Annotated in this window: 18 protein-coding genes and 6 pseudogenes; 9 read left to right on the forward strand and 15 right to left on the reverse strand. The window is 55.7% G+C overall.

Going from position 1 to position 24,351, the window contains the following annotated elements; translation table 11 throughout:
• Positions 1-103: 103 nt before the first annotated feature.
• Positions 104-670 (forward strand): hypothetical protein, encoded by a 567-nt coding sequence (locus N2600_RS27225; RefSeq protein ID WP_260298943.1) that lies wholly within the window; start codon positions 104-106, stop codon positions 668-670.
• 223 nt (positions 671-893) lie between these two features.
• Here the strand turns inward: N2600_RS27225 and rpoN are convergent.
• The 10 genes and pseudogenes from rpoN to N2600_RS27275 form a co-directional block, all read right to left on the reverse strand.
• Positions 894-2,340 (reverse strand): annotated as a pseudogene (gene rpoN, locus N2600_RS27230) (RNA polymerase factor sigma-54).
• A 335-nt stretch (positions 2,341-2,675) separates the two neighbouring features.
• Positions 2,676-2,999 (reverse strand): ferredoxin III, nif-specific, encoded by a 324-nt coding sequence (gene fdxB, locus N2600_RS27235; protein WP_003551748.1) that lies wholly within the window; start codon positions 2,997-2,999, stop codon positions 2,676-2,678.
• 369 nt (positions 3,000-3,368) lie between these two features.
• Positions 3,369-4,688 (reverse strand): nitrogenase iron-molybdenum cofactor biosynthesis protein NifN, encoded by a 1,320-nt coding sequence (gene nifN, locus N2600_RS27240; RefSeq protein ID WP_260298944.1) that lies wholly within the window; start codon positions 4,686-4,688, stop codon positions 3,369-3,371.
• 53 nt (positions 4,689-4,741) lie between these two features.
• Positions 4,742-6,163 (reverse strand): nitrogenase iron-molybdenum cofactor biosynthesis protein NifE, encoded by a 1,422-nt coding sequence (gene nifE / locus N2600_RS27245; RefSeq protein ID WP_003551751.1) that lies wholly within the window; start codon positions 6,161-6,163, stop codon positions 4,742-4,744.
• A 50-nt stretch (positions 6,164-6,213) separates the two neighbouring features.
• A complete protein-coding gene (gene nifK, locus N2600_RS27250) occupies positions 6,214-7,755 on the reverse strand; it encodes a nitrogenase molybdenum-iron protein subunit beta (RefSeq protein ID WP_168283874.1) in 1,542 nt (513 codons plus the stop codon).
• Positions 7,756-7,852: 97 nt separating this feature from the next.
• Complete coding sequence (nifD, locus tag N2600_RS27255) at positions 7,853-9,349, reverse strand: nitrogenase molybdenum-iron protein alpha chain (RefSeq protein ID WP_131586657.1); 1,497 nt, start codon at positions 9,347-9,349, stop codon at positions 7,853-7,855.
• A 96-nt stretch (positions 9,350-9,445) separates the two neighbouring features.
• On the reverse strand, positions 9,446-10,339 hold the full coding sequence (gene nifH, locus N2600_RS27260) for a nitrogenase iron protein (RefSeq protein WP_003551759.1): 894 nt from the start codon (positions 10,337-10,339) through the stop codon (positions 9,446-9,448).
• A gap of 589 nt (positions 10,340-10,928) precedes the next feature.
• A complete protein-coding gene (locus N2600_RS27265; protein WP_131586655.1) occupies positions 10,929-12,527 on the reverse strand; it encodes an asparagine synthase-related protein in 1,599 nt (532 codons plus the stop codon).
• A gap of 73 nt (positions 12,528-12,600) precedes the next feature.
• A complete protein-coding gene (locus tag N2600_RS27270) occupies positions 12,601-12,759 on the reverse strand; it encodes a hypothetical protein (protein ID WP_003551761.1) in 159 nt (52 codons plus the stop codon).
• Positions 12,760-13,095: 336 nt separating this feature from the next.
• Positions 13,096-13,662, reverse strand: coding sequence for an acyl-homoserine-lactone synthase (locus N2600_RS27275; protein WP_131586653.1), 567 nt, complete (start codon positions 13,660-13,662; stop codon positions 13,096-13,098).
• A 543-nt stretch (positions 13,663-14,205) separates the two neighbouring features.
• On the opposite strand from N2600_RS27275, the gene N2600_RS27280 reads away from it, so the two are divergent.
• The 3 genes from N2600_RS27280 (at position 14,206) to N2600_RS27290 (ending at position 16,149) form a co-directional block, all read left to right on the forward strand.
• Entirely contained in the window at positions 14,206-14,901 is a 696-nt protein-coding gene (locus N2600_RS27280; protein ID WP_003551764.1) for a protein RhiA, read from the forward strand.
• Between the two features lie 121 nt (positions 14,902-15,022).
• Entirely contained in the window at positions 15,023-15,610 is a 588-nt protein-coding gene (locus N2600_RS27285) for a phage tail protein (RefSeq protein WP_260298945.1), read from the forward strand.
• Positions 15,611-15,699: 89 nt separating this feature from the next.
• Positions 15,700-16,149, forward strand: a complete 450-nt coding sequence (locus N2600_RS27290) for a protein rhiC (RefSeq protein ID WP_260298946.1) — start codon at positions 15,700-15,702, stop codon at positions 16,147-16,149.
• 217 nt (positions 16,150-16,366) lie between these two features.
• On the opposite strand, the gene N2600_RS27295 is transcribed toward N2600_RS27290, so the two are convergent.
• Positions 16,367-17,110, reverse strand: a complete 744-nt coding sequence (locus N2600_RS27295) for a helix-turn-helix transcriptional regulator (protein ID WP_131586647.1) — start codon at positions 17,108-17,110, stop codon at positions 16,367-16,369.
• A gap of 362 nt (positions 17,111-17,472) precedes the next feature.
• Here N2600_RS27295 and N2600_RS27300 point away from each other — a divergent pair.
• Positions 17,473-17,580, forward strand: a pseudogene (locus N2600_RS27300) (IS6 family transposase); the annotation flags it as partial.
• Positions 17,581-17,605: 25 nt separating this feature from the next.
• Here N2600_RS27300 and N2600_RS27305 read toward each other — a convergent pair.
• A complete protein-coding gene (locus N2600_RS27305; protein ID WP_260299458.1) occupies positions 17,606-18,256 on the reverse strand; it encodes an outer membrane protein in 651 nt (216 codons plus the stop codon).
• 938 nt (positions 18,257-19,194) lie between these two features.
• Between N2600_RS27305 and N2600_RS27310 the strand changes: the two are divergent.
• From N2600_RS27310 to N2600_RS27325, 4 genes and pseudogenes are all read left to right on the forward strand, one after another.
• Positions 19,195-19,389, forward strand: a pseudogene (locus tag N2600_RS27310) (SfnB family sulfur acquisition oxidoreductase); the annotation flags it as partial.
• A 313-nt stretch (positions 19,390-19,702) separates the two neighbouring features.
• Positions 19,703-20,557: a calcium-binding protein gene (locus N2600_RS27315; protein ID WP_003551775.1), complete on the forward strand. Its 855-nt coding sequence runs from the start codon at positions 19,703-19,705 to the stop codon at positions 20,555-20,557.
• A gap of 161 nt (positions 20,558-20,718) precedes the next feature.
• Positions 20,719-21,178, forward strand: a pseudogene (locus tag N2600_RS27320) (Mu transposase domain-containing protein); the annotation flags it as partial.
• Positions 21,179-21,532, forward strand: a pseudogene (locus N2600_RS27325) (ATP-binding protein); the annotation flags it as partial.
• A 134-nt stretch (positions 21,533-21,666) separates the two neighbouring features.
• Here the strand turns inward: N2600_RS27325 and N2600_RS34670 are convergent.
• The 3 genes and pseudogenes from N2600_RS34670 to N2600_RS27340 all read right to left on the reverse strand — a co-directional run.
• Positions 21,667-22,024, reverse strand: a pseudogene (locus tag N2600_RS34670) (IS110 family transposase); the annotation flags it as partial.
• 205 nt (positions 22,025-22,229) lie between these two features.
• The gene (locus N2600_RS27335) at positions 22,230-23,678 is read right to left on the reverse strand and encodes an efflux transporter outer membrane subunit (protein WP_131586645.1); all 1,449 of its coding nucleotides are present in this window, start codon (positions 23,676-23,678) and stop codon (positions 22,230-22,232) included.
• A 167-nt stretch (positions 23,679-23,845) separates the two neighbouring features.
• Complete coding sequence (locus N2600_RS27340; RefSeq protein WP_003551781.1) at positions 23,846-24,331, reverse strand: MaoC family dehydratase; 486 nt, start codon at positions 24,329-24,331, stop codon at positions 23,846-23,848.
• Between the last annotated feature and the right edge of the window lie 20 nt (positions 24,332-24,351).

Here is a 24,351-nt window from a genome sequence, read left to right on the forward strand (position 1 = left end):
CACTCTCATGCTTATTGAAGTGAATATTTTGGCGGCGGATCCTTCTGCCGCCGACGTTTTTGCTCGCAGTTTGCATACGCAGTAGAATTCGAGGTCGAATAAAATGGCGTCTCCATGGAAACTTCTTGCTGGGCTGGTGTCACGGCGACGCCAGCAGAAGCAAGAACGCGGCTCGACCGATGATGTGAAGCCGGACGTATCATCCATCGCCGAGCTGACTGAAGCGCCGGCCGACAATCGGTTGAGCGCCGACAATCGGTTGAGCGCCGTGGATCGTGCGGCCAACGAAAAGCCCTTCATTCACGAAGAACGCGAGGCGCTGTCAGTGGACCCGCATCATGCCGAGGAAGCGGTAAGCATTGTTGACGATACCGCAGATGTCGAAAGCGCCAGGCCCGTGGAAGCGGCTGACCCGGCTTTGTCCAATGAGGCCGATACAGCCGCGCATGCAGCACCAAAAGTCTTTCGAGTTGGCGAAGGTCAAACGCGAAAGCGCATGCGGGGCAAGAAACCGGAAACTATTGCAGTCGTTGTCCCACCCGCTCCCACCGCTTTCGGCGATGCAATCAATCTCGACGAAGAAATCAGGCTTCTCCGGTACCAGTTGGCACGCAAGCTTCAAATGCAAAATGCACAATTGAAGAGGATGCTGGAACGTTTCGAACGCTGAACCTGTCATAAACCCATGCTCCGGACCTTGGGCATGAGCGGCGTGTCAAACGCATTTCCTAGCTTGGCCACAAACGCACTTGGAGGGAAAGCCCAAAGGGGCGTTTATCGCGGTTCAGCGGCGCCTCGTCCTCGGTCAGACATTCGTATGGAACATTTGCGTAGCCGAACACGGAGACCGACGCATTGCGGCAGCAGCAGCTCCCGCGATCTTGGCAAGGGACTCAGAAGCCGGCGAGCTTGGCGAGTGCCCGCTTCTCGCGGCGGCGCTGGACCGAAGAGGCGATGTTCATTGCCTCCCTGTATTTCGCAACCGTGCGGCGGGCGAGATCAACGCCGCCCTTCTTCAGCATGTCGACGATATCGTCATCGGAAAGCACCGCCTCCGGGCTCTCCTGCAGGATCAGCGCACGGATCTTGTGACGCACGGCCTCGGCCGAATGACTGTCGCCGCCCGCGACCGCGCTGATCGAGACAGTGAAGAAATATTTGAGTTCGAAGAGGCCGCGCGGCGTCAGCATATATTTGTTCGACGTGACGCGGCTGACGGTGGATTCATGCATCTTGATCGCCTCGGCGACCGTTTTCAGGTTCAGCGGGCGCAGGCAATCGACGCCATGCAGCAGGAAGGCGTCCTGCTGGCGGACGATTTCACTGGCCACCTTCATGATGGTTTTTGCCCGCTGGTCGAGGCTGCGCGTCAGCCAGTTGGCGCTCTGCAGGCAATCGGAGAGGAAGGCGTGGTCCTCGCCGTTCTTCGTCACACGGGAAAAATAGGACTGGTTGACCAGCACGCGCGGCAGCGTATCCGGATTGAGCTCGACCAGCCAGCCGCCGTCCGAAGAGGCTCTGACGACCACATCCGGCATGATCGCTTCGGAAACACCTGCCTCGAAACCGCGCTGCCAGGCTTCGGATTGAGCTGACGGATCTCGCCGAGCATGTCGAGAAGATCTTCCTCGTCGACGCCGCAGAGCCGCTTCAACGTGGCGAAATCACGCCGCGCCAGGAGTTCGAGGTTTTCGACCAGAGCCTGCATGGCGGGGTCATACCGGTCCTTCTGCCTGAGCTGGATCGCCAGGCATTCGCAGATAACCGCAGTCGTCGAGCTGATCGACGAAATTCTGCGCGATCAGCCGGTCGGCCATGTCAGGCAGGACGAAGGGGATCTGCTGGGCGAGATGATCACGCAGCGACACCTGGCCGGCGACGAAATCGTCGAGATCGTAATCGGCACCCTCGCCGCTGCCCGGCATCGATTTCCACTGGCTGACGAGCTCCGGCGCATCGAGGCGCTGCGGGGCACCGTCATCAGGAAAGATATTGGTGTAATTGGCGTCGAGTTCGTCGTTCAGCCGGCTCGTGCTGGCGCTGCCGCCATTGTCATACCAGTCGCTGGAGAGCGCCTCGGTGCGGTTGTCGTAACCGTCATCCGACCCGGCATCCTCGGGCTGATGAGCGTACTCTCCATCTTCGGATTCGCCGCGCTCGCCGGCCGCCTCGCCGTCATTCGACGGAAATTCGAGCAGCGGGTTCTTCTCGACTTCCTGGGCGATGAACTGGGTGAGTTCAAAATGCGTCATCTGCAGCAACTGGATGGATTGCATCAGTTGCGGTGTCATCACCCAGGGACTGGGTCTGGCGCAGGAAAAGATTGGCGGATTGTTTCACAATAAAGTTTCACTTAATTCGCGAGGCCATGCCCGATCTTCTCAAGTCGCGACAGTTGCTTTCGGCGACGCTGAGAAATCACCTTACTTTCGGAGAGGTAGGTCGCGGCTTGATGCACACTTCAATGTCTCCTCTCTCTGATCGTCGGCTTTCGACGTGGTGTTTCCAGTAACCACTGCCTCCGAAGCAGATCGGGTACCCCAGAAGGATCTTCGCGTCGCATTTTCCGGATTTACTTTCACGCAAAACTGCCATGCTACCTTCTCCGCGCGTTCGACCGATGCGGTTGTCTCGCACTGGACCGCGCCGGGGGCTTATACCGCTCGGAACGGAATTCAAGATTCGAGCACTGAACGATGATCGACGGCGATATGAGTCTGGCAGTTCTTGGGGCAGACGCGGCCGCACGCTCCGCAGCCGATACAGCGTCCGGGATAATCAATGACCATGATCACGCGACTGAGCTCACCATTAAAGTCGTCTTCGCCATCGCAAACACCGAGCATGTCACCTGCCTCATCGATGCCGTGGGGATGCATGACCTCGCGTGAGCAAACCTTGAAGCAGCGACCGCAGCCGATGCACATCGCAGGGTTGATCGAATTCAGATATTCCGGCATCCATCGGGACCCGTCGCGAGTGAAGGATGAGCTTTTCATAGATTCCTCCGATTTATCGTGTTCTGCCGATGACAAAAGCGCTGAGGATGGCACGCCAATTGTCAGACAAACGCGAGTTGGCAGCTGTCTAACGCCGCAATCTTTACCCCAGTGCAGTCCTCCACCTTCGCTTCTGTCTCTTCCGATCTTGTATTTTCGAACCCAGCGGCTTGCACGAAGGTCCTCGAGTTGCATGTCGCGTCAAATCGTCTGACCGATTCAAACTGCGCTGTCAGTCCCTTCATATCTTGTGTGGCGATGGCTATTCGCGAAGTGCCCACCTGCCTTTTCGTCTGCGTTGATAGTCCGCTTGAAGAGCGAGACGCGACGAATTGATCTCATTATTGCGTTTCCCGGCTGTCGGTTGAGTCAATTGGGCCAGGGGTTCGGAGGGTGATTAGCCTGAATGATGTTCGCGAAGTCGAAGATCAAGTCGCGGGTTCCCCGGTATAACACTGTAAGCTTGTGCTGGCTGCCGAAGCGGTCGAACATGGGGAAACCCACCCGCATCAGCGGAACGCCGAGACGTCTGGCAGCTTCTCGGCCGTGCGAGTGTGTGACGATAAGATCGGCCATTGCGGCGACACTTTCCAGATCACTGAGATCGCCGACTTTGACGGTTTTCGCCGGTACCATCTCGAGCGCCTTCGAAGTGCCGGTCGTGGTGACCGCGGCCGCAATTTCCGCACCCATGGCAGTAAAAAAGTTGGAGAGCTGGAAAAGTTGATCGGGCTCCGAAGCGATTGCGATCTTCTTGCCTGCCATATGGGAATGTCCGTCGAGCATGGCATCCTGCAACTGCATTCGGTTGCGGCGGACATTGAGCGGTGTCTGTTTGCGTGACATAGCGGCAAGCACGCGAATGAAGCGATCGACGTTTTCTAGGCCCGTCAGCGATCTAAACAGCACGTACGGCACACCGGTCAGTCTCTGCAGCGCTTCAGCCGGTCGCCGCATATGCTCACCGATTGCGATACACTGCATCGTCGCACCGAGATCGCGGATCTCCTGCAATTTCGTGCCGCCATTCGTTATCGGCATCCATTCTTCGGGGATGGAGCCGTCGAGCGCTCCGGATACGTCGGGCAGAATAACCGGGTCGAGGCTGAAACTTACGGCCGTTTCGCGCAGATGTTCTATGTCAGCAACCGTTAAGTTCCAGCCAGGCAGTATCGCGATCTTCCTCCGATTGCGATACTGCTTGTCAGGTCGCGCTATTGCCTCGATCACGGCGGTAACAGCTTTAGACCAACCCTCCTCTATGGCGCCGTCAAAGTCAGGCGTGTTGGCGACTACCACTTCGGTGCCCACAAGTTCTATCGCCCGCCTGCGTTTGATGTTTTCGACGTCACCGACGACATCCTCGTCGCGGGCCTCTACCGATGCGGTCGTGCATATCCCGATCAGTCGTGGCCTTGTGCGGGCTTTGAGGCTGAGAATTGCCTCTTCGAGACGATCCGCGCCGCCGACGATTATCGCGGCTTCGTTCATCGCCGTGGTTTGCAGCGGGATCGCTTCATTGAAGTGCCTCACGAGCAGTGCGAGCGCGAAGCTCGTACATCCCTGGCTGCCATGGAGCAGAGGTATTGCGCCGTCGACGCCCAGATAGGCGAAGGCAGCACCAAGCGGCTGAGACGACTTCAGGGGGTTGACCGCCGCCGACTTGGTTTGAGATACGACGCGTGCCATAGTACGACCTCAACATTTTTTGCGAGTGATCTCGCGGTTTTGGTTCGACGCGCTTACGCTTCCCTTTTCGCTCGCTTTTCAACGACCAAGGCCGGCTCCCATGGCGCCGGCTCGCGCACCTGCGGCCATACCGGATTGTGGATTGCCAGGTCAATTTGTCGAGCAAGTTGCACCATACCCTCATAGCCAGCGTAAGCGTGATGACGCTCCTGGTTGATGTCAAGCCAGGGCAGTTTTGCCTTTAGCGCTATATACTGGGTGCGTCCGCCCGACAACATGATGTCAGCCTTTCTCTCGAGTAGAAGCGAGAAAAGCTCGCGCGGCGACATCGACTCGAACAGGAGGTTCTCCTCCTTCAGGGTCTGTTTCACTCGCTCCCTATCTTCGAGCGTCGATTTCTTGACTGATGTGCCGACGATCTCCATGCCGATCTCCATCAAGGCATGGACGACCGACCAGGATTTCACGCCGCCTGTATTTAGAAGCACGCGCTTGCCCTCAAGGCGAGGTCGGTAGGCTTCCAGCCTCTTCCACACCTTTTCCTCTTCTTCCGCTACTAGGATTTCCGTGCGATGCAAAAGCGAGGGGTCAGCACCCTTCTTTACAAGCAGATCGGCGATCCGCCGGAGCGCCTCCGAGGTGCCGGAGATGCCATAGAAGGAGCCCTCGAAAAACGGAATGTCCCAGCGTTCCTGCATCTTACGTGCCAACGTAACGAACGCTGTCGAACACACCGTCATCGCCGCGCGTGAGCGGTGGGCGGAGGCGACTTGCAGATATCGCGCGTCTCCGGGAATACAGGCGCGGACGCGGATGCCGAGCCTATGCAAGAGCGGCTTCACCTGCCAGAACTCACCCGAGAGGTTAAATTCGCCCAGTATGTTGATGTCGCAAAGGCCCGGTTCATCGGGCTCAACCGTACCTATGACATGCTTGAGCAGCGCCTCGCCCGCTAGCTTGTTGCCGAGGTTTTTAGATCCGACAAAACCTGGTGCATTGACCGGCACCACCGGTAAAGCAAATTCGTCCGTCGCTCGCTTGCAAACAACGTCGATGTCGTCACCGATCATCGCTGTAACGCAGGTTGAATAGACGAAGATTGCCGCGGGCGCATACCCATCCTTGATTTCCCGGATCGCTTTAAAGAGCTTCCGTTCACTGCGTCCCATTACAATGTCGATTTCCGTAAGATCAGTCGTGAAGCTCGTGCGCCAAAGTGTTGGACCTGACGACGCAGCGCCACGGTTGTCCCAGGAATTTCCCTCGCAGGCGAGCGGACCGTGAATCAGATGTGCGACATCGGTGATCGGCTGCAGTGCGACCTTGGCGCCGTCGAAAGCGCAACCGCCGACGGCCGTTCCCGGGGCCATTGGCCCCGCGCAATTCCTTCGGCGCTCCTTAGGACCCTTGCTGCCGCTCCTTTCACTCGCTAGTTCGTGGAAGGCATCTTTGATTTTGGCGTTGAGCGCGGACATTCGTCTGCCTTCATATCTGGTTGAGTGAAAGGCCTGACCGGCCGCCTCTCTTAGCGAGTGAGGTCATACGAATAGTCTGTCACACCCGCGTGAATTGTTTCGCGATCGAGGTTGTCGAAGATCTTGTCGAGGATCGCCGTTAAAAGACGCAGTCCGCCCTGGTAGCCCATGAGGGGGAATCGATGATGATGGTGCCGGTCAAAAATTGGAAACGTCAGCCGAACCAGTGGGGTACCGGTGTCCCGTTCGAGATACTTCCCATAAGAATTGCCGATCAGGAGATCCACGGGCTCAGTGAAAAGTAGCGAGCGCATTGCCCAGAGATCTTTGCCTGGCCAAACCTGTGCATTCTTCCCGAAGGGCGAGGATGCGAGGAGTTCCTTCATCTCGGCTTCCCAAGCCGAGGTGCCGTTTGTGGCGAGGCAGTGGGTTGGCTCGCCGCCGGTCTCCATGATGAAGCGCGCCATCGCATAAACGAAATCTGGATCGCCGTAAATCGCGTATTTTTTTCCATATAGCCAAGCTTGGCTGTCCGCCATCGCATCGATGAGTCGACCGCGCTCCAGGCGGATCGCCTCGGGAATTTCTCTGCTGGAAATCTCCGATATCAACATCAGAAGTTCGTCGGTAGCTTCGACGCCGAGAGGGTAGCGGAAGGAGATCGTCGCTTGTCCAACATCTCTGCAGTAATCTAACGTCTTGCGAGTGTTGTAATGCTGCAGGGACAATGTCCACTCCGCGTCCAACGCCGCCTTCACGTCATTGATTTTGGTCCCGCCATCATACATCCGAAATTCGCCATCGGAGGGCGTATCAAACTGATCTGATGCGTCCTGGATAAACATGTAAGTCACTTGCATCAAGTCGAGCAGGCGTTTTAATTCGCGATTGTTCCCAACGCAGAAGCCATCAAATCCAGGAATGATGTTGATAGAAGCGGTGGCTTCACTTCGCGCGGCGCCCTTCCAGAAATTCTCCAGCACACCTTTTACCATGCTGTCGTAGCCATCGACATGGCTGCCGACAAAGGCAGGCGTGTGGGCGAAGGGGACATCGAAATCGCGCGGGACCGAACCTTCACTTTTGGCGTTTTCGATAAAACCATGCAGATCATCTCCGATGACCTCGGCCATACATGTGGTCGACACCGCGATCATCTTCGGGTTATAGAGTTTGTATGTGTTGGCGAGACCGTCGACCATGTTTTTCAAGCCGCCAAATACAGCGGCGTCTTCCGTCATCGATGACGAGACCACCGATGACGGCTCCTTGAAATGGCGCGATAGGTGCGATCTGTAGTAGGCAACGCAACCTTGGCTGCCATGGACGAACGACATCGTTCGCTCGAATCCCGCCGCTGCGAAGACCGCGCCGAGGGGCTGGCAGGCTTTGGCTGGATTGACGACAAGGGCTTGGCGGGCCAAGTTTTTCTCGCGGTATTCCCAGCTCTTCGTGAATTCGCGCTGGTCCGACACGACCTGATCCGGGTGTGGGCACTCGAATTTCAGCTTTTTTTTGGCCAACATCTTCCTGTATTCCGGCTCGCAGAATAGGGGCGCGTGGTCGAGAGTTTTCTCAGCTGACTGCGGCATAGGGTCACCTCTTTCGATCTGGCCGCGGCTCAAGGGCGGTCCAGAAACATGCGTCGCTTAAGCCGTTGCGCGTTTTTTACGCGCGAACGCTATGTTCTCACCCAGCAACCGCCGCCAAAGCGCGGTCATTTTTCCAGGGCGCGTCGTAGAGACCCCAAACTGGATTGTTGATGGCCATGTCCATGTCCCGAGCGAAAATCGCGAAGCCGTCATAACCGTGATACGGACCAGAATAGTCCCATGAGTGCATCTGACGGAATGGAATGCCCATTTTCTGCACCGGGTATTTTTCTTTAACGCCGGACCCGACGAGATCGGGCCGAATTCCCTCAATGAATTTCTCAAGTTCATAGCCAGTCACATCGTCGTAGATCAGCGTGCCTTCTTTTACATAATGGCCAGTGCGCTGATAGTCGTCGCCGTGACCGAATTCGTAGCCGGTTCCTACGATTTCCATCCCGAGGTCCTCATAGGCGGTGACGACGTGACGAGGACGCAATCCCCCGACGTAGAGCATCACCCGTTTGCCGGAAAGGCGCTGCCAGTATTTGTCGATTACGGCCCAAACGAGGGGTTGGTATTTGGCTATGACCTTTTCGGCTTTTTCTTGGATCTCCGGCCCGAAGTGCTTGGCTATGTCGCGCAGCGAGGCATCGATTTGGGAGTGTCCAAAGAAATTGTACTCCATCCAAGGGATGCCATATTTTTCCTCCATGTGCCTGGAGATATAATTCATCGACCGATAGCAGTGAATGAGGTTGAGTGCCGCTCTCGGCGCGCGCTCCACTTCGGCGAGAGTTGCATCTCCGGACCAGTTGCCGACCACGCGCAATCCGATCTCCTCGAGCAGGATGCGCGAGGCCCATGCGTCGCCGCCAATGTTATAGTCGCCTATGACATTTACGTCGTAGGGACTTGGATCGAATTTTATGTCTTTCTTGTCGAAGACCCAATCTCGAATTGCGTCGTTGGCGATGTGGTGGCCAAGCGATTGCGACACGCCACGGAAGCCTTCGCAGCGTACCGGCACGACGGTCGTCGCGTGTTCTTTGGCCTTTTTTCGCGCTACGGCCTCGATATCGTCGCCAATCAGGCCGATCGGACATTCTGATTGCAGGGTGACGCCATTGCTTAGCGGAAAAAGTTCAGCGATCTCATCGATGACCTTTTCCAATTTCTTGTCACCACCGAAAACAATGTCCTTTTCCTGAAAATCGGATGTAAATTGCATCGTTACGAACGTGTCGATGCCCGTCAGGCCGACGTAATAGTTGCGACGTTGCGACCAGGAATATTGACCGCAACCCACAGGCCCGTGTGAAATGTGAACCATATCCTTGATTGGTCCCCAGACGACACCTTTCGAACCGGCATAGGCGCAGCCGCGGATCGTCATCACGCCTGGAACAGACTTGATATTCGACTTTACCTCGCATTCGCTAATCGCGTTTGGTTCCTCGCCGGCGTCCTTTTCGCTCGTTGCCAGGCTAAGGTGTTTACTTCGGCGTTTCGCTGCTTTGTCCGGATATTGCGACAGCACATCCGCTATAAGCTTCGCATGTAAATCACTGTCATTGGCGTATTTGAAGGTCATTAACCCAACCCCTTGGAAAATCCGGCTGAAGCCACATCGGCGAAACCTCCCTCACGGGATGGCGGGCGCCTTGCGTGTCGCTGCGCGTCAGTGTGATCACTGGGCAGCTATCAACTTGGCATCCCTGGCTTGAAGTTCGGCAAGCATCTGCTCATCGGTTTTCATGATCCCGAAATCGAGAAGCATGTCCTCAAGTTCTTCCATGGTGATGGGGGTCGGGATGGTGCCTTTGCCCGAATTGTCATGTATTCTTTGGGCAAGTGTCCGGTACTCGGCCGCTTGCTGAGAGTCCGGCGCATATTGGATCACCGTCATCTTTCTAAGCTCGGCGTGTTGGACAATGTTGTCGCGTGGCACGAAATGAATGAGCTTAGAATTGAGTTTGGCAGCCAGCGCTTCGGCGAGGTCGAGTTCGCGATCGGTTTGACGCTCGTTACAAATGAGGCCGCCCAGGCGTACGCTGCCGCCTGCAGCATATTTCAGGATGCCCCTGGCGATATTGTTGGCGGCATAGAGCGCCATCATCTCGCCGGACATGACGATATAAATTTCCTGAGCTTTGTTTTCACGGATCGGCATCGCGAAGCCGCCGCACACAACGTCACCGAGCACGTCATAAGACACGTAGTCGACATCGTTGTAGGCGCCGTTCTCCTCGAGAAAGTTGATCGACGTGATAACGCCGCGTCCCGCGCAGCCGACGCCTGGCTCCGGGCCGCCAGACTCCACGCATTTGATACCTTTATAGCCTACCTTGAGCACGTCTTCGAGTTCAAGATCTTCAACCGAACCTCTCGTTGCAGCGAGATCAAGAACCGTATCCTGGGCCTTCGAGTTCAAGATCAGGCGCGTAGAATCGGCCTTAGGGTCACAGCCGACGATGAGGATCTTCTGCCCATGGTCCACAAGGGCGGCTAGCGTGTTTTGGGATGTAGTGGACTTGCCAATGCCGCCCTTTCCATAGAATGCGATCTGACGCAGAGCTGCCATGTTTGGCGTTCCTTCATGTGTTCGAGGCAATGCGGTTATCCCGCAACGTGGATGCGGAGGCCGTTCCGCTGCCTCGCTATAGCTCACAAGATTCGTGCCAAGCAGGCCGATAGAGATGACGAACAATAATTTACTGCGATTCCAGTTATGTGGGCGCAAAGATGCGGGATTGAGAACAGGAACGCTTGTCACGTAACCGACAAAGGTGATGACAATGTCGAATATCTGACCAGCCGACAAGATGTCTCATTTATCCATGTGTAGCTTCTAGGACCATTGTTCGAACAGCCTGTATCCCATCACCAGACCAGCAGTAACGAATTCTGATCGCTTGCCGCAAAGGGCTGTTTCCGGCGATGATCAAGCGTCATGTCACTCGACTACGCCACGGCTAGCGATCCACTTCACGAGGAAGATGTCATTGACGCGGCGTCTGGGCGCGAGCGATGGCAAATGTTCATATAAGTCTCGCTCCAGAAGCACGACATTTCAAAGTGGCAGCGAACCCATCGGCCTCGTTCCGCGGCGATGCACGGGTTACCAATTCCAGGCGTGTTGAGGTCCCCGCTGCGTTAGCGGGTGATCTCCTTCAAGTTCCGTCAATTCGCCGAAGCATGTGTTCAACGTTAATTGCGTGGAAGATAAAGCCGAGCTCGCCAAGCGGAGAATCGTATCGGATGTCGTCTATTGTGGCGATCAGGCGGTCAGCATCGATCAGTCCCAGTTCATGCAGCAGGCAACGGCGGGATAATTGACTAGTGATCTCGCTAGCACCGATAGTCAGCGAGCCGGTCAGATAGTGTTCGAAATTTTCTCTTGTAGAAACTCCGAAGAACCGTTTTGGATATCCAAGCCGTTCCAACATCCGGCGATGCAGCGCCTTTTCGTGCCTCCAGGCCAAAGGCAAACTCCGATAAAATCGTACGGCTTCTGGCTGGGCGAATGGGCTAATTGGCCATATGCCATGGCTCGCAAACAAAGGAGCCCGCGCGGCGTGTGCCTCCAGTACCGAGATCGGCAGAATAGGAAAGGGTGCCCGATCGCAGCTTGCTGCATAGTCGGGCAATTGGTTTTTGAGCACCAGCGTCATGGCGGAGGGAAAGATCGCAGGAAGGAATGCATCGCTAACATTACGAGCGAACTGCTCGTGATTTTGCTCGAAAGCATGGGCCATTAGCAACTCATCACCGCCTGTACCGGTTGCGACCGCCCGCGGGGCTGAGGCAGTTGCGAGCGACTTCAATAGTTGATGGAGAGGCCGCTGCAGATCGGCATTGTAGGGAGCGGGGACGTAGTCGCTACTCACTTCGAACCCACACGGAACCATTGGTATCGTGTCAACACGCAGCGTTTGGTCGCGAAAGCCGAAGTGCTCGATTGCTATTTCGCGCCGCGAAGTCTGTTGACTACGAGCTGGTCCCTCGACCTCCAAGGCATAGGTTTGCAGGGCGTCAGGATGCTGCCCCGCCAAAATGGCGGCAACGACCGCCGAATCCAATCCTCCGCTGAATTCGCTAGCCGTGAGAGCGGGCGTGAGCGGCCAGCGACGCAGCAGGGTGTCGATCAAATGGCATGCTGCGGCGGCAACATCGGCCCCATCCACAAGTGGGGTCGGAATGAAATACGGTGCCGGAGGGGGATATTTCGTCTCCACGGCTCCCATCCTGTCGATGCAAAGTGACGCGCGCTCCGTCAGCATGAAAACACCGCGAAACATCGTGGTTGTTGCATAGGGGAGCGTCCCCACAAGACGCAGGCCAGCTCGGTCCGTGTCGACGTCGGCGAGAGTCATGCCCGAATAAAAGTCCGCTATCGACCAGGAGAGATCAATGCGCTCGCCGCTGACCTTCATATAAAGTGGCGCAACACCCCCATGTCCGGCGCTGAAGGTCACCGTGCCGGAATGGCGATTGATCGAAATTGTCTGATAGTCCAATGGCCATCGCCCAAAAGCACAGAAATCATGCGCTCGTTCTATCGGCCAATCCCTGAGTGCCACAACCTGCCCATTCGCTTCGGCGGAACGCTCGCGACAGATCAGGACGATTTGATCAGTGGTGTCCCACCGGAAGCTCTCGAGCAAAGGATGGTCTAGGATCTTGATAGAGATGTTGGGGTAGGGCAGCGAGTCCATCGGGGGCTCAGCCACGCACTCGAGATGACCTCGGTCAATCGTTCCCTTGAACATGAGTGATCGCTTATTTGATGAAAATCTAAAGGGGCAGTGACCGCCGCCTTGGCGACGGTCACACGGACGAAACTTAAACGTCCAGTTTGTCCATGTCGCCTGGCTTGCCCCCCTTGATCATGGCAGCAATTTCTGTAGTCGAAGGGGTCGATCCGACGCGCGGCGTCTTGGCAAAGACGCTCAACTCGCTGCCGATTGGATCAATTGGCTTGCGGGTAGTTATCGTTTCCATGTTATGACTCTCCTTTGGTTTTCCTCGCCGTCCCCCTAAGGGGCCAATGACGCGATTGACTGAGGTACACTGTCGCATGCCGTTCTAGGGTGGCATGGACTGCGAAATTATTTGGCTGCAATCGATCCGGGCGGCTACGCGGTTGGCTCTCTGACCTAAGCATTGAGCGTACGACAATCGCCCGGTAAAGAAGCGGGTCTGATTGTGATGTGGCGCCGCTTGTACAACAGAAATCCAGGCAGGGACTCGTGCTCGCTTATGAGCCGGACTGGCGGCGAATTGGTGACCAAAACTTCCTGAGCCGTAAGGTTCAAACATCGAGCGGAATTCCCTATGCTAGCTAATTGCATAAAACGTCTGCGGAGAGGACGATGGGATGACTTCGAGCGGCACGACTAATTCTTTTTCGAAAATGCTAGGCTCTGAGAGGATGTGTGTTCGCCACCCATTGGTGCGCAACGAGTTTATCAGCTTTGGGTGCGTTTCGCCGATGAGCGAGGTGATTCCGGCAGCACGGCAAAACTCCATCAACCCGATCATCAGAACACGCGATATTGGAATCCCGTCAATCTTTTCGTCACCGCTTGCAATCGCCCACCGCGTCCATTCGAAAACGTCGTGCGACCTTGGCCACTTTTGACCTCGCATGATTTGCGGGTAGACGGTTGATAGAAGATGTGGCTGCACAGTAGGAAGGAGCCGAGAATACCCGATCACCGCATCGTTCTTGAGAACGCTAAAATGAATAGCGCAATCGTGATCAAACTGATCTATTTCCCGTCTGTCACTCTTGCGTAACGCCTCCCACCCACGTCGTTCCACAAATTGCTGGTGTCGAAATCGCCAGATTTTCTCCATGATTACGGCGTTAGCCCGAGAGTGCCCAATGCAAATCTTGATCATCGCTCGCTGACCCCCGGATCACTATGCACGATCTTACTGTCCTCCAAAATGAGTAGAAATACTCATCTCTGCGCCAGGTCGCGGAACCATAGTTTGAAATCAGACAATCCGCGCGGCATGGGAAATGGCGGTAACGGAAAGATCGCCAAAACGGGCTCAAGAATGCCATCATCTCGTACCGCTAGAGTAAATTTGCAGAGCATATGGTGTGCGTCAAAGACGCCAGGGACTCGATCAAGCCGCCTCTCAGGCCGCTTTTCGTTGATGGGATCACGTTAGAAAGCCATCTCGGCCGGTGCTTATCTGCTACCGACCAAATAGACTTCGGCCGCTCTTACCGTCCCGGGTTTCGGGGGCATGCCTATGGGTTAATCGTGGTCTGTCAGGGAGTAAATCTACTCATTTACGTCACCCGGAAATGATTATAGCTGAATTGGTGTCTCCAATAACACTCGCCTCAGTTGGAGCTGGGCCAAGAAGCGGTCCAAGCGATTGGACCAGTCCTGGCGTGAAGACAGAAAATCAATGGAAAGGGAGAGTTAAATGTCCTTGCATGTCAGCTACGTAGACAAGGAAATGACGGATCATGCCCGTGCATCACAGCCGGGAAGCGCAGCGCTTGCCCAAGGAACGCAATATTCGTTATTGCTGAAGAATCAATCGGCGCAACCTTGGACCTTCTATGTCTATCAAAAGATGCCTCAACCTGTTGCCAATGTCTTCTCCTTGGCATGGTTCTGCTCTCCGTATCAAATTCGGGTTGGCAATCAAATCAAGTTCACTTGGGAGCTCGCCTATAATTTCGTCTGGAGCGACACGGGACAACTGATTCCTGGCGTGGACTTTTTTGCCTCCGGGGTGGAGGACTGCAGCCCCAGCGGGAGAAACACCACTACTTTTTCATTAAGCGATGGACCTGGCCTGACCGCGCCGATCAAGGGGGATCCTGCAGGATCACTGGTCATCAACGATGCTGGCAATGTGCCAAACAACCGGTTCTCCGTGGGCATCGGCATGTCCGGAACAGGGACTTATGTTGCACAAGCGGGCACCAATCTGCTCCACACGTTCACGCCAACTCCGAGCTATTGGATTGCGGCGGGAACGAATGTCACTATCGGGTCGGTGCTCAGCATCGACACGATCACCCAGACCAGGGAAGCCAAGTTTCCCTCTGCCGTCTTCAATCTCGTAGGCGTGCTCCAAGAGGACAATACCTGGGACGTCAACCCGGCTTGATGGCAGGGTGAATTGGCTTCAGCTCCGCCCGTCAGGGCGGAACTAATACATGGGAGTGCCTGTTGTTGCTGATAATTGGCACTCCTTTCCTCACACATCAATATTGCCCGAGGAACCAACGATGTTTGCAGGGCCTCCAATCGGTGCGATTTGTCCCTTTGCAGGGCAAGTTGCCCCTATCTCGAGCTCGGTCAATACGATCTGGAGCAACACACCCTGCGCAAGCTCTGGCGTGGCTGCGGGTACAAATGCGGAAGCTCCTATCAGCTACGTCGAAGCCCAGGGATGGATACTTTGCGATGGGCGCTATCTCAAGGCAGCCGCCTATCCAGAACTCTACGCCGTTCTCGGTGGACTCTATGGAGAGCGGAATTCTACGGCCGATCTGGAATTTCGGATTCCAGACTACCGTGGACTGTTCCTGCGCGGTTTCGATGCCGGTGCCGGTATGGACCCCGACGCGAAACGACGGCTAGATCCAACTGGCAATAATGTTGCAAATGTTGTTGGATCACTCCAATGCGATGCTCTGCAAATTCATTCGCATCCCTATGAGATAACGACGCCGTCGGGAATTTCGCAACAGGGCAGTGCCGCGGGAACTTCCATTTCAAGCAAATCGACAGGCGCGCCGGAAAGTCCGGCACGCACCGCTCTTGAGACGCGTCCCAAGAACGTGGCCGTGAACTACCTGATCAAATTTCGGTAACTTGAAAGGGGCGCAGGTCCTTTCATTCGATTCAGAGACATCGGTCCGGAAGCGACATCTTGCCGGCCGGCAAAAGAGGAGAAGTTTTAATGACTGCTACTTTGAGAGCTTTCGGATGCCTAGCTGCTTTCGCTCTGACGGTCACCTTCGCGCAGGCGGCCGCGGCTGAGGAGCATCAAAAAGGCAAGGTCGCAGCGAAGCCCGTAGAAACTGGCATTGTGATCCGCGGCGTCACGCTTGCCGGCCCGGTTGGAAATCCGGGAACGTCAACCGGGAAAACATGCGACTTCAGCGGTGAGCCCGTGGATCCATCCGGACGTTTGGAGGGGGCAAGCGTCAACTGCAGACCAAATGGTAACCTGGCGAATACATTGCCAGGGCTACCCGCACGCTTTAACGCGTATTGCATGATAAATGCGCCGGTCAAAAGTGCGCGGCTAATCCAAGATGCCCGACCAGAAAATGCCAACCACTGCGATCTGTCGGGGATCACCCCAAAAGACGCGACTGGTCAATTCGGGGGGGCCGTCTGGCGGTAGGTGGTCATTGGACGACTTCTGAGGAAACAAATTCAAAGCACGTCCTCGCAGCCACCCAATGGATGCTCTCTGCTCGAGCCACCGAAAACTGTGTTGCGCCTGTCTATCAATTCAGGCGCAAATTTAGCTCTGCATTTCAACGGGGCTACTATCTGATCATGATGGTTGTCGTGATCCAACAGGCCCGATCTTTGAAGTGCCCGAATCTGCATATGTTTCAGCGAATGATTCTGAGACGAAAGCTTTCGGCAATCATCTGAGGTGTATTAACCACATTGAGCTTTCGCTGGATGTTCAAAATGACATTTTGAATGGTTCGATGGGATCGTCCGAGAATCGTTGCGATCTCTGTTGCTGTTTTGCCTGCGGCACACCAATGGATGATTTCGCGCTCTCGCGTTGTGATCATGGGTAAGGCCTGAATCTTTCGACTGGCATCATTCCCAATTTGGGCGCGGAGCAAGCTGTGCGCGTAAGCCGCCATCAGATAGAGCGCGCTTCGGTCGCAGGTTGAGAGCTCTACCCTTTCCGCTCCAAAACTGACAATCGATTGAAACCCGGCGGCAGTGTGTAAAGGAACGCTAAAGCCGTCAATCAACCTGAATTCGCGTGCCTCATTCATGACACGACGGCTCTGCCGAGCGAGTTTTTGATCTCGCAGAGCTTCCGACCAAACAAATGCGTGATCACATGTCTTGCTAAGCTGCACTATGGGGTCGGCGTGGACATAGTTGTTTTCACGATAGCGATCAAACCACCCGGCTGACCAATTGCCCAATACGAAATAGGGATCAATTCGCTCCGGAGGCGAGGGGATGCCGGATATCGCGAAATAACTAAACCCGAAATATTGTGAAATTTTTCCAAGTAGGAGTAACACATCGTCTTTGCTCTTTGCACTGGCTGACTCTGACAGGAAATCGAACACCAGATTCGAGACCGCTGAGGATTCTTCCTTCACGACAACCTCCCGGTTCGGCGCAAGATTAACTTCGTCACATCTAAGCAGTAAGTGCCCAGTTCGGTGGGCGGCTAACTCTGAAAACCATATTAGATACCCTTGATATATACAACCAAAAAGCGCATCTTCCAGACGGGATCGTCGTCGGCAACCGTTTGGCGCCGCTCGTCTGAAAAACAATTCGAGCCGTCAATTTTAACCGAGTGCGTCAGCCCGATCGCTATAGCTTGGCATTGACTCGGAACCGTACGGCAGATGACTGACAACTTCGAAGCAGGGCCTGTGGCAAATTTGGGCGCTTAACGGTATGTGGACCATGGGACGAGAGATTGTCCCTCCAAAAGTTGTGGAGCGAGCCGACGATTCTGAATGCGATTACCGAAAAGCTGAAGCGGCAACCGATAGAAGATTTCAAGGGCCGGCATTTCGAGGCATGGCCGATCGTGCGGGCGGTTGCCTGGTGTTTGCGTTTGCTCAAGGCTTCAGACGAGTTCGTCAGAAGCGAAAGTTAAGGCCCGCCTCAATTACATTATCGTTGAGGTCGGACTTCGAGCTGATGCCTCCGCTCGTGGTCGGGACGGCGTTGTTAATGACGTAGTTGTACTCGATCTTTGCCGACACGCCGCCCGAAAACGCGTGCTCGGCGCCGCCACCGAAGAGGTAGCCCTGTTTCCAGCTATCCGGCCCGGATTTCCGTTTGTCCGATCCGGATACGAGGCGGCGGCCCTCGAACTCGGTCGTTGTGACGCCCGCGGTGCCGTAGACGAAAGTGCGATCAAAGCCCAAGCCAGCCTTCGCTTTCGCGCCGCCGCGGAAGCGGCTTTCCACGTTGCCGCCGGGCACACGCACTTCGTTGTTCAAGTAAGAGCCTTCCAGTTCGGCGCCGAAAACGCCCGATCCAGCCTGGAAATTGTAACCTACCTGAGCGCCCACCGCTGGGGCGCGACCATTGTTGAACGGGTTGAATTTGGAGGCTGCGACACCTCCATGAAGACCGGCGTAAGCCCCGGCCCACGAGAAGGTTCCCGGTGCGTCATAAGAGGGGGCGCTCGGAACGCTGTGGTCAGCTAGATCGGCCGCCGACGCGCCGCATGCCATTAGCGTCAAGACACCTACGGAGAAGATTTTTCTTTTAATTAGCGACATATGTAACTCCATAACGAGCGAAACTAACATCCGGTGCTGGGCTGGACGCCCAAAGTCTGCAGGCCCCGCCTTACCCGCGGAGAGGGCATCATCAGCTTCCATGAGAAAAGCCAAATCGCTCGACTGGATCAAGTTTCGCATCGCGTCCGCTGGGTCTTGGGTCGACCCGACGCTCTTTGGGACATAGGAGGCGTTGTCCCTGCTGTGCTGGAGCCTTCCTCCTGGACCATAGCCGACGTTCCTCCCTGCGACAGCCCTTCGCCTGTTGAATATTTCAGCATTGTCAAACCTCTTTCATAAGCAGACTCTCTACAATTACCTGATTTAAGACAAGAGACGCAGAGGATATATTTAAGAATATATTCGTTTATGTTATATCAAAAACGGGAATGGATTGATACTTCACCGTTTAAAGGAAAATATACGACAATATATCTTCATATATATTATGGTTTATTTTCCAGCTGGTGGCACAAGCATTTGCCGCGCCAACAAAATTAGGCTCGCACAACGAAAGCGCGACTGTAGCTGAGCTTATGCCACGACAGAATTCACGACGCTCGTCCGGGCGGCCAGATCCGCAGAGCGTCCCTGCCACTCCTGGTCCAGGAGCCTGTAATCCGCAGCGAGTCCAGGAGCCTGTATTTCGCAGTGATATGATCGTCGGTCAGCCACTGGGTGGGGCCGAGCGGCTGCCGACCCTGCGGTGCCATGCCCGATCCCGAGGCCGGCTCTGCCGTCTGGGCAACTCGCGAGTGATGGGTGAGACGCCCGTCCGACTCCCACCCAGCCGTGTTGGGCTCACCGTGGTGGAGAAGCGTGTCATAGGGACGCGTCGGGTCGGCTTGAGGATATTCACAACATTGACGGCGTCGTCGAGACCAGTATCTCGGCGCTGTTCCTGCTGGTGATCAGCATCGCCAATTTGTTCTTCCTGAACCGTTGCGGAAGCCCAGATCGTTACCGCCGAAGCGAAGATACTCAACGCGCTCAAACTTACAGAGCACGGGCTTGATAGCCACTGGCGCAACGCCCGCACCCATACTCTGCACGACCCGGTCCGCTGGAAGTACGCCATTTTGGGTAAGTATTTCCTGAATGGCGAGAAGCCACCGCTCCATGCCTGGAGCTGACGTTTTCGACCTGCAAAGCACCCTGAGATCAGGTGCTCTGCAGATTTGTCTGCAGCGTATACGAGGGAGGAAGTTTCGCCTTCGCCACGAGGCGTCTCGGACAGTGTTGCCACTGCTTGGCCGCCGATTGTCATTGCCCCAAGTCTTTTTCATATTCCCGGCCATCCACGAAGAGCGCACCGTTCGGCCGAGATAAACATTGCGGCATCCGTCATTCAAATCGTTCATATCAAAACAATGGATTTCACTAAATCGCTCTTGGAAAAGATAAGGGGCACAGGCGGCACCCGTTGCCTCATAAGGAGTATTTGAGATGATGATCAAAGGCACTGATAACAGCCCCTTTATTAACGGATCCGATGACGACGACACAATCTATGCACGCAATCTTAATGACTGGATCAAAGCCGGTGGCGGCGATGATCGGATTGTGGCTCGAAGCGGCCACGACACGATCGAGGCCGGTGACGGCCATGACATTGTCTATGCGGGGGATGGCTCAGACATAGTCCATGCTGGTCCTGGTGACGACCTCCTGTATAGCGACGGCTCAATCGAAGCCTTCAACCCCTTCGAAGTGCGCCGCGTAATACCACATAGCGGCGAGAGCGACGACAGGCTCGACGCCGGTAAGGGAAGGGATACCCTGGTGGCCGGCGACGGCGCAGATGTTCTGACTGGCGGCGAAGACGGCGACGCCTTCGTGTTCCGGTTCCACGATCCTATGGTTGGAACAACGCACTGGTATACGACTGTGACGGATTTCGACCCGAAGCAAGACCGTTTTGTCATGGACGCCGGTGACTTCGGCAAAGGGGATCTGTTTGGCGCAAATTTCATCAACCACTCGAAGGGTTTCCCAGGCGAATTTGTGGACACTTTCTACAATGGCGAGGCCGCGAAAGCGCACGGTCAGCACGTCGTGGTAATCACGGATCGAGGGTTCACGTCTGGCTCTGCCGCCGCGACCGCTATTCACGACGAAGTCCCCGGTGACATCATTGTCTACCATGACGAAAAAACTCTCGGTCAAGATGGCAAAACTCACGGTGCGACACTAGCCTATGTCGATTCTGCGAACCACGCGCATGCCTTCGCTCATGTCGACAATCTGCACGACATGTCGGATCTTACCTCGCTTACGGCGGAAAATTTCGGCTTCATTTAATTCGAAGATCCGAGGAGCGTTCCACCCTTGGGGCGCTTCTCTTTCCCAACGTGGCGCAGGGAACTGAAAATAGAAACGACGTGATTTATTGATCGACTGCACCAGTAAAGGTACGCCATTGAAACAAGTTCTCGTCGCCGATGACGACGGCGCCATGCGCCACCTGCATCCTGGGGCGGTTGCGCAAGCTGACTTTCTTCTCGCTGGCTGAGGCCAATGCCGCTATTGGCACTTGATCGCATCAACGATCACCTCATGCGTCGATTGGGTGTTACCCGGCGGCAAGTATTTGAACGTGTCGAACGTGCTGCGCTCGCTAGCCTCCCGGGTGAAACTACGAATTCGCCGAATGGCGTCTGGTCCGTGTCTCGACCGATTATCACGTCGAGTTCAAAAGCTTCCTTTATTCCGTCCCCCATGCCCTCATTCGCCAGCAGGTCGATCTTAGAGCAACGGCGCGAACCATCGAGATCTTTTACCGCGGCAAGCGCATCGCCGTCCATCAGCGCCGCTATGGCGGCTGTCGTCATGGAACCGACCCAGATCACATGCCCAGTTCCCACCGGCGATACGCTGAGTGGATACCAGATCGCTTTCGGCGCTGGGGCGCATCCATCGGTCAAAGCATGCCGCGAGGATTTCTCCGTTGCATACCACCGCGTTGCCCGGCTGTTCGCCACGCTCGCGCTTGCAAGGGGTGACGGGCGATACGGCAGAATCCCCAAATCTATCGCTAAGACCGACCTGCTGATCCTCGATGACTGGGACCGGAAAAACTCAGCGATGATCAGCGCCGCGATCTTCTCGAGATCATCGAAGACCGCTACGAGCGTCGCTCGACGATCGTCACAAGCCAGGTGCCCCTGGATCGCTGGTGGGAAATTATTTCAAACCCAACGCCGCCGATGCGATACTGGATCGCCTCGTTCACAACGCCGAGGCATCGATCTCATTGGCGAAAGTATGCGCAAACAGCGTTCACCGATGGCGCTTGAAACACAGCAAAGCTTGACGTGGCACAAAACCCGATCCAAACATCAAACAGACCCAGGATCAGCCCGAAAAATGGCCGGCTTCAAATCGGAATCGGTGGCCGGTTTCATCGGAATACGCACCCAATGCAACATCTGAAGATCGACCTGATCGGCTTGCTTAATGCCAACGAAGCGCATCGTCGGTCGCCTTGCAGCTTCTGCGATCGCCGCAGCATCGATGATGTCATTCTTGTTCGATTTTACATAGACTTCACTGCGCCGGGATGATGCGGACGGAATGCCCCATCGTCTGCAACTTGGCGCAAGCCATTGGGAACCCGGACGGGATTCCATTCGACAAGCGTTCTGTTCGCTCGTTCGAAGAACTGCAGTAGCGTCTCGCGCCGGAACTATCCAGGCCGACCACGTGGAAGAGGTTCTTTCCGATATCGATGCCGAAGACGGCGCATTGGCGCAGTTGGTTGCGATCCATAATTTCAGCCCTCCTTTGCCCACCTCCGTTATGCTCTCGGGAGACAGGGCGGACCATCCCATTAGCTCTAAGCCCTGCTCGTAAGCGGGAGGTGGTGAAGGGCATGTGCCGCGATTGGACGACCTCCCGGCCGGCGCCAATACAACTCAGGCGCTGGCGCGCTAATGACGTGATCAGGTTAAACCATCCCGCATCCAGCGCTCGGCTATTGCGAATGTGCGGATTGGATGTTTGCATTTGCGGCTGCAACCGTCGAGGCCTCCCTGGGTGACGCGACTTTGGGAGCCGCAAAACCACCGCGGATTGCTACATTCAACCGCACGTGATCCTTGGCCAGTTGTTGGATCGCCGCAGCGAGGCTCGCCTGAGCGCTGGACACCTGCCTTTGCGCTTCGAGAACATCGAGGAGAGAAGAGGCGCCATCCATGTACGAGGCCGTCGAAAGCTTCAGTGCTTCTTCGATCGTTTCTACTTGCCTGCGACGTGAGTTCTCTGTGTGAACGTCGCGTCGGACGGCTGTCAAAGCGTCCTCGACTTCCTGCACAGCTGTCAGGACGGTTAATTTCCAGCTTATGTAGGCTGCTGCGGCGTCCGATTTAGAAGTCTCCACGTTTGCCCGCAAACGGCCGCCGTCCAGAATTGGTAGGTCGAGGCTCGGCCCGAAGGACCATTTCAAGATACCCCCGTGACGGCCGCGCTGCTTGGTATAGGAAGGGGTGATCGAGCCGGAGAGCGTTATCGCGGGGTAAAGCTGTGCTTCCGCCACGCCGATCTGTGCAGTCGCGGCGGCGAGATCCCGTTCAGCCTGGCGAATATCGAATCGATTGCGAATAAGATCGGCGGGAATGCCGGCATTGATCTTTCCGCGATAGACCGGCTGCCCTTCACTTTTCTGCAGTTGCTTGATCACTGTTTCCGACGGCAAAGCGAGGAGGGCCGCAATGTGATGCGCCGACACGCGAAAATTCAGTTCTAGCCTTGGTATTTCGGCAATCGTCGATCGGACAAGTCCTTCGGCTTGCAAGACATCCAGCCGGGAAGCCGCTCCCGCTTCGACTTGAAAATTCGTGAAATCGTAGGTCTCCTGGCGCGACTTCAGGTTCGCTCGGGAAATCGAGATGCGCCGCTGGTAGTACCGGGCGTCGATGTAGGAGGAAACAAGATCTTTGATTAGAGCTAGCTTTGCGGCGTCGACAGCCGCATGCGCAGAATCAAGAGAAGCCAGTGCGCTTTCAGTGCTGCGCCGGTACTGACCGAATACGTCCAGCAGCCAGGTCAACGATAGTTGCACGCTCGAGACATTCTGTGTGCTCGTGACATCTCCCCCTTTGCCGATCTCGCCGCTTGTCGTGTGTGATGCCTTGGGAAGGCCCCCGGCGCCAGCGATGGTGACGTCCGCGGCGGCGGCATTAACCCTTTCGAGCGCCTGCTGAACACTGAGGTTCTCATCCAGGCCGGAGGCAACGTACTGGTCGAGCGTACGATCTGAAAACGAATCCCACCACGCCGACACCGCAACATCGCCGGCGCTCTGTTTTGCACCCTCGGAAAACTTCTCCGGTAAAGGCGTTTCCGGCGGTGCATGGTCGGGCCCGAGCATGCAAGATGACAAAAGTAGCGGCAACACCGCAGCGGCCAGACGGAACGAATGCAATCAATCAGCCTCTATTACAGCGAAATTCAAGTCAAACCCGTTTCGCCTGCCCGAAGGATGATGCCAGCGCGCAATTACCGACGCAGCAGATCGAGAATTCCGGCGTGACACTACAAAATCGCGTGCAGCCAAAACAACAAGTCGACACCCGCTGGCGCGAGCTGGCGTCAAATCCCTTTAGGCCTGTCGTTCGGATCAAACTGAATGATAGTGATCCAATTAGCGGTGAGTGCCGGTCGGTTCTCGTTCTCGATCTCGACCGTCACCTCGTAAGTGGTCACCAGCATGCTTGCGCCGCGAAATTGACATTCAGAGAGAACGAAGCGACCGCGCACACGGCTGCCGGTCTTAACCGGTGACATGAAACGTACCCGGTCTAAGCCGTAGTTAAGGCCCAAGGTTTGCTCGCGGATCCTTGGCATGCCGCTGAAGTTCATCGCCGACAGAAGCGAGAGTGTCAGGAAGCCATGAGCGATGGTGCCACCAAACGGGGTTTCGACTGCCGCGCGTTCCGGGTGCACGTGGATGAATTGATGATCGTGTGTCGCATCGGCAAAGAGATCGATTGTAGTTTGATCGACGGTGATCCATTCGGACTTACCGAGTTCCTGGCCAATTCGCGACGGCACGTCGGCGAGCGAAAGTTCGTGCATACGACCTCACTTATTTGATG

It is taken from the genome of Rhizobium sp. WSM1274, assembly GCF_025200775.1.
In the GTDB taxonomy this organism is placed as follows: domain Bacteria; phylum Pseudomonadota; class Alphaproteobacteria; order Rhizobiales; family Rhizobiaceae; genus Rhizobium; species Rhizobium leguminosarum_I.

Excerpts from the sequence above, each read along its gene's own strand:
- N2600_RS27225 (WP_260298943.1), top strand. The coding sequence starts at position 104 with ATGGCGTCTCCATGGAAACTTCTTGCTGGGCTGGTGTCACGGCGACGC.
- fdxB (WP_003551748.1), bottom strand. The coding sequence starts at position 2,999 with ATGAAAAGCTCATCCTTCACTCGCGACGGGTCCCGATGGATGCCGGAA.
- nifN (WP_260298944.1), bottom strand. The coding sequence starts at position 4,688 with ATGGCACGCGTCGTATCTCAAACCAAGTCGGCGGCGGTCAACCCCCTG.
- nifE (WP_003551751.1), bottom strand. The coding sequence starts at position 6,163 with ATGTCCGCGCTCAACGCCAAAATCAAAGATGCCTTCCACGAACTAGCG.
- nifK (WP_168283874.1), bottom strand. The coding sequence starts at position 7,755 with ATGCCGCAGTCAGCTGAGAAAACTCTCGACCACGCGCCCCTATTCTGC.
- nifD (WP_131586657.1), bottom strand. The coding sequence starts at position 9,349 with ATGACCTTCAAATACGCCAATGACAGTGATTTACATGCGAAGCTTATA.
- nifH (WP_003551759.1), bottom strand. The coding sequence starts at position 10,339 with ATGGCAGCTCTGCGTCAGATCGCATTCTATGGAAAGGGCGGCATTGGC.
- N2600_RS27265 (WP_131586655.1), bottom strand. The coding sequence starts at position 12,527 with ATGTTCAAGGGAACGATTGACCGAGGTCATCTCGAGTGCGTGGCTGAG.
- N2600_RS27270 (WP_003551761.1), bottom strand. The coding sequence starts at position 12,759 with ATGGAAACGATAACTACCCGCAAGCCAATTGATCCAATCGGCAGCGAG.
- N2600_RS27275 (WP_131586653.1), bottom strand. The coding sequence starts at position 13,662 with ATGATCAAGATTTGCATTGGGCACTCTCGGGCTAACGCCGTAATCATG.
- N2600_RS27280 (WP_003551764.1), top strand. The coding sequence starts at position 14,206 with ATGTCCTTGCATGTCAGCTACGTAGACAAGGAAATGACGGATCATGCC.
- N2600_RS27285 (WP_260298945.1), top strand. The coding sequence starts at position 15,023 with ATGTTTGCAGGGCCTCCAATCGGTGCGATTTGTCCCTTTGCAGGGCAA.
- N2600_RS27290 (WP_260298946.1), top strand. The coding sequence starts at position 15,700 with ATGACTGCTACTTTGAGAGCTTTCGGATGCCTAGCTGCTTTCGCTCTG.
- N2600_RS27305 (WP_260299458.1), bottom strand. The coding sequence starts at position 18,256 with ATGTCGCTAATTAAAAGAAAAATCTTCTCCGTAGGTGTCTTGACGCTA.
- N2600_RS27315 (WP_003551775.1), top strand. The coding sequence starts at position 19,703 with ATGATGATCAAAGGCACTGATAACAGCCCCTTTATTAACGGATCCGAT.
- N2600_RS27340 (WP_003551781.1), bottom strand. The coding sequence starts at position 24,331 with ATGCACGAACTTTCGCTCGCCGACGTGCCGTCGCGAATTGGCCAGGAA.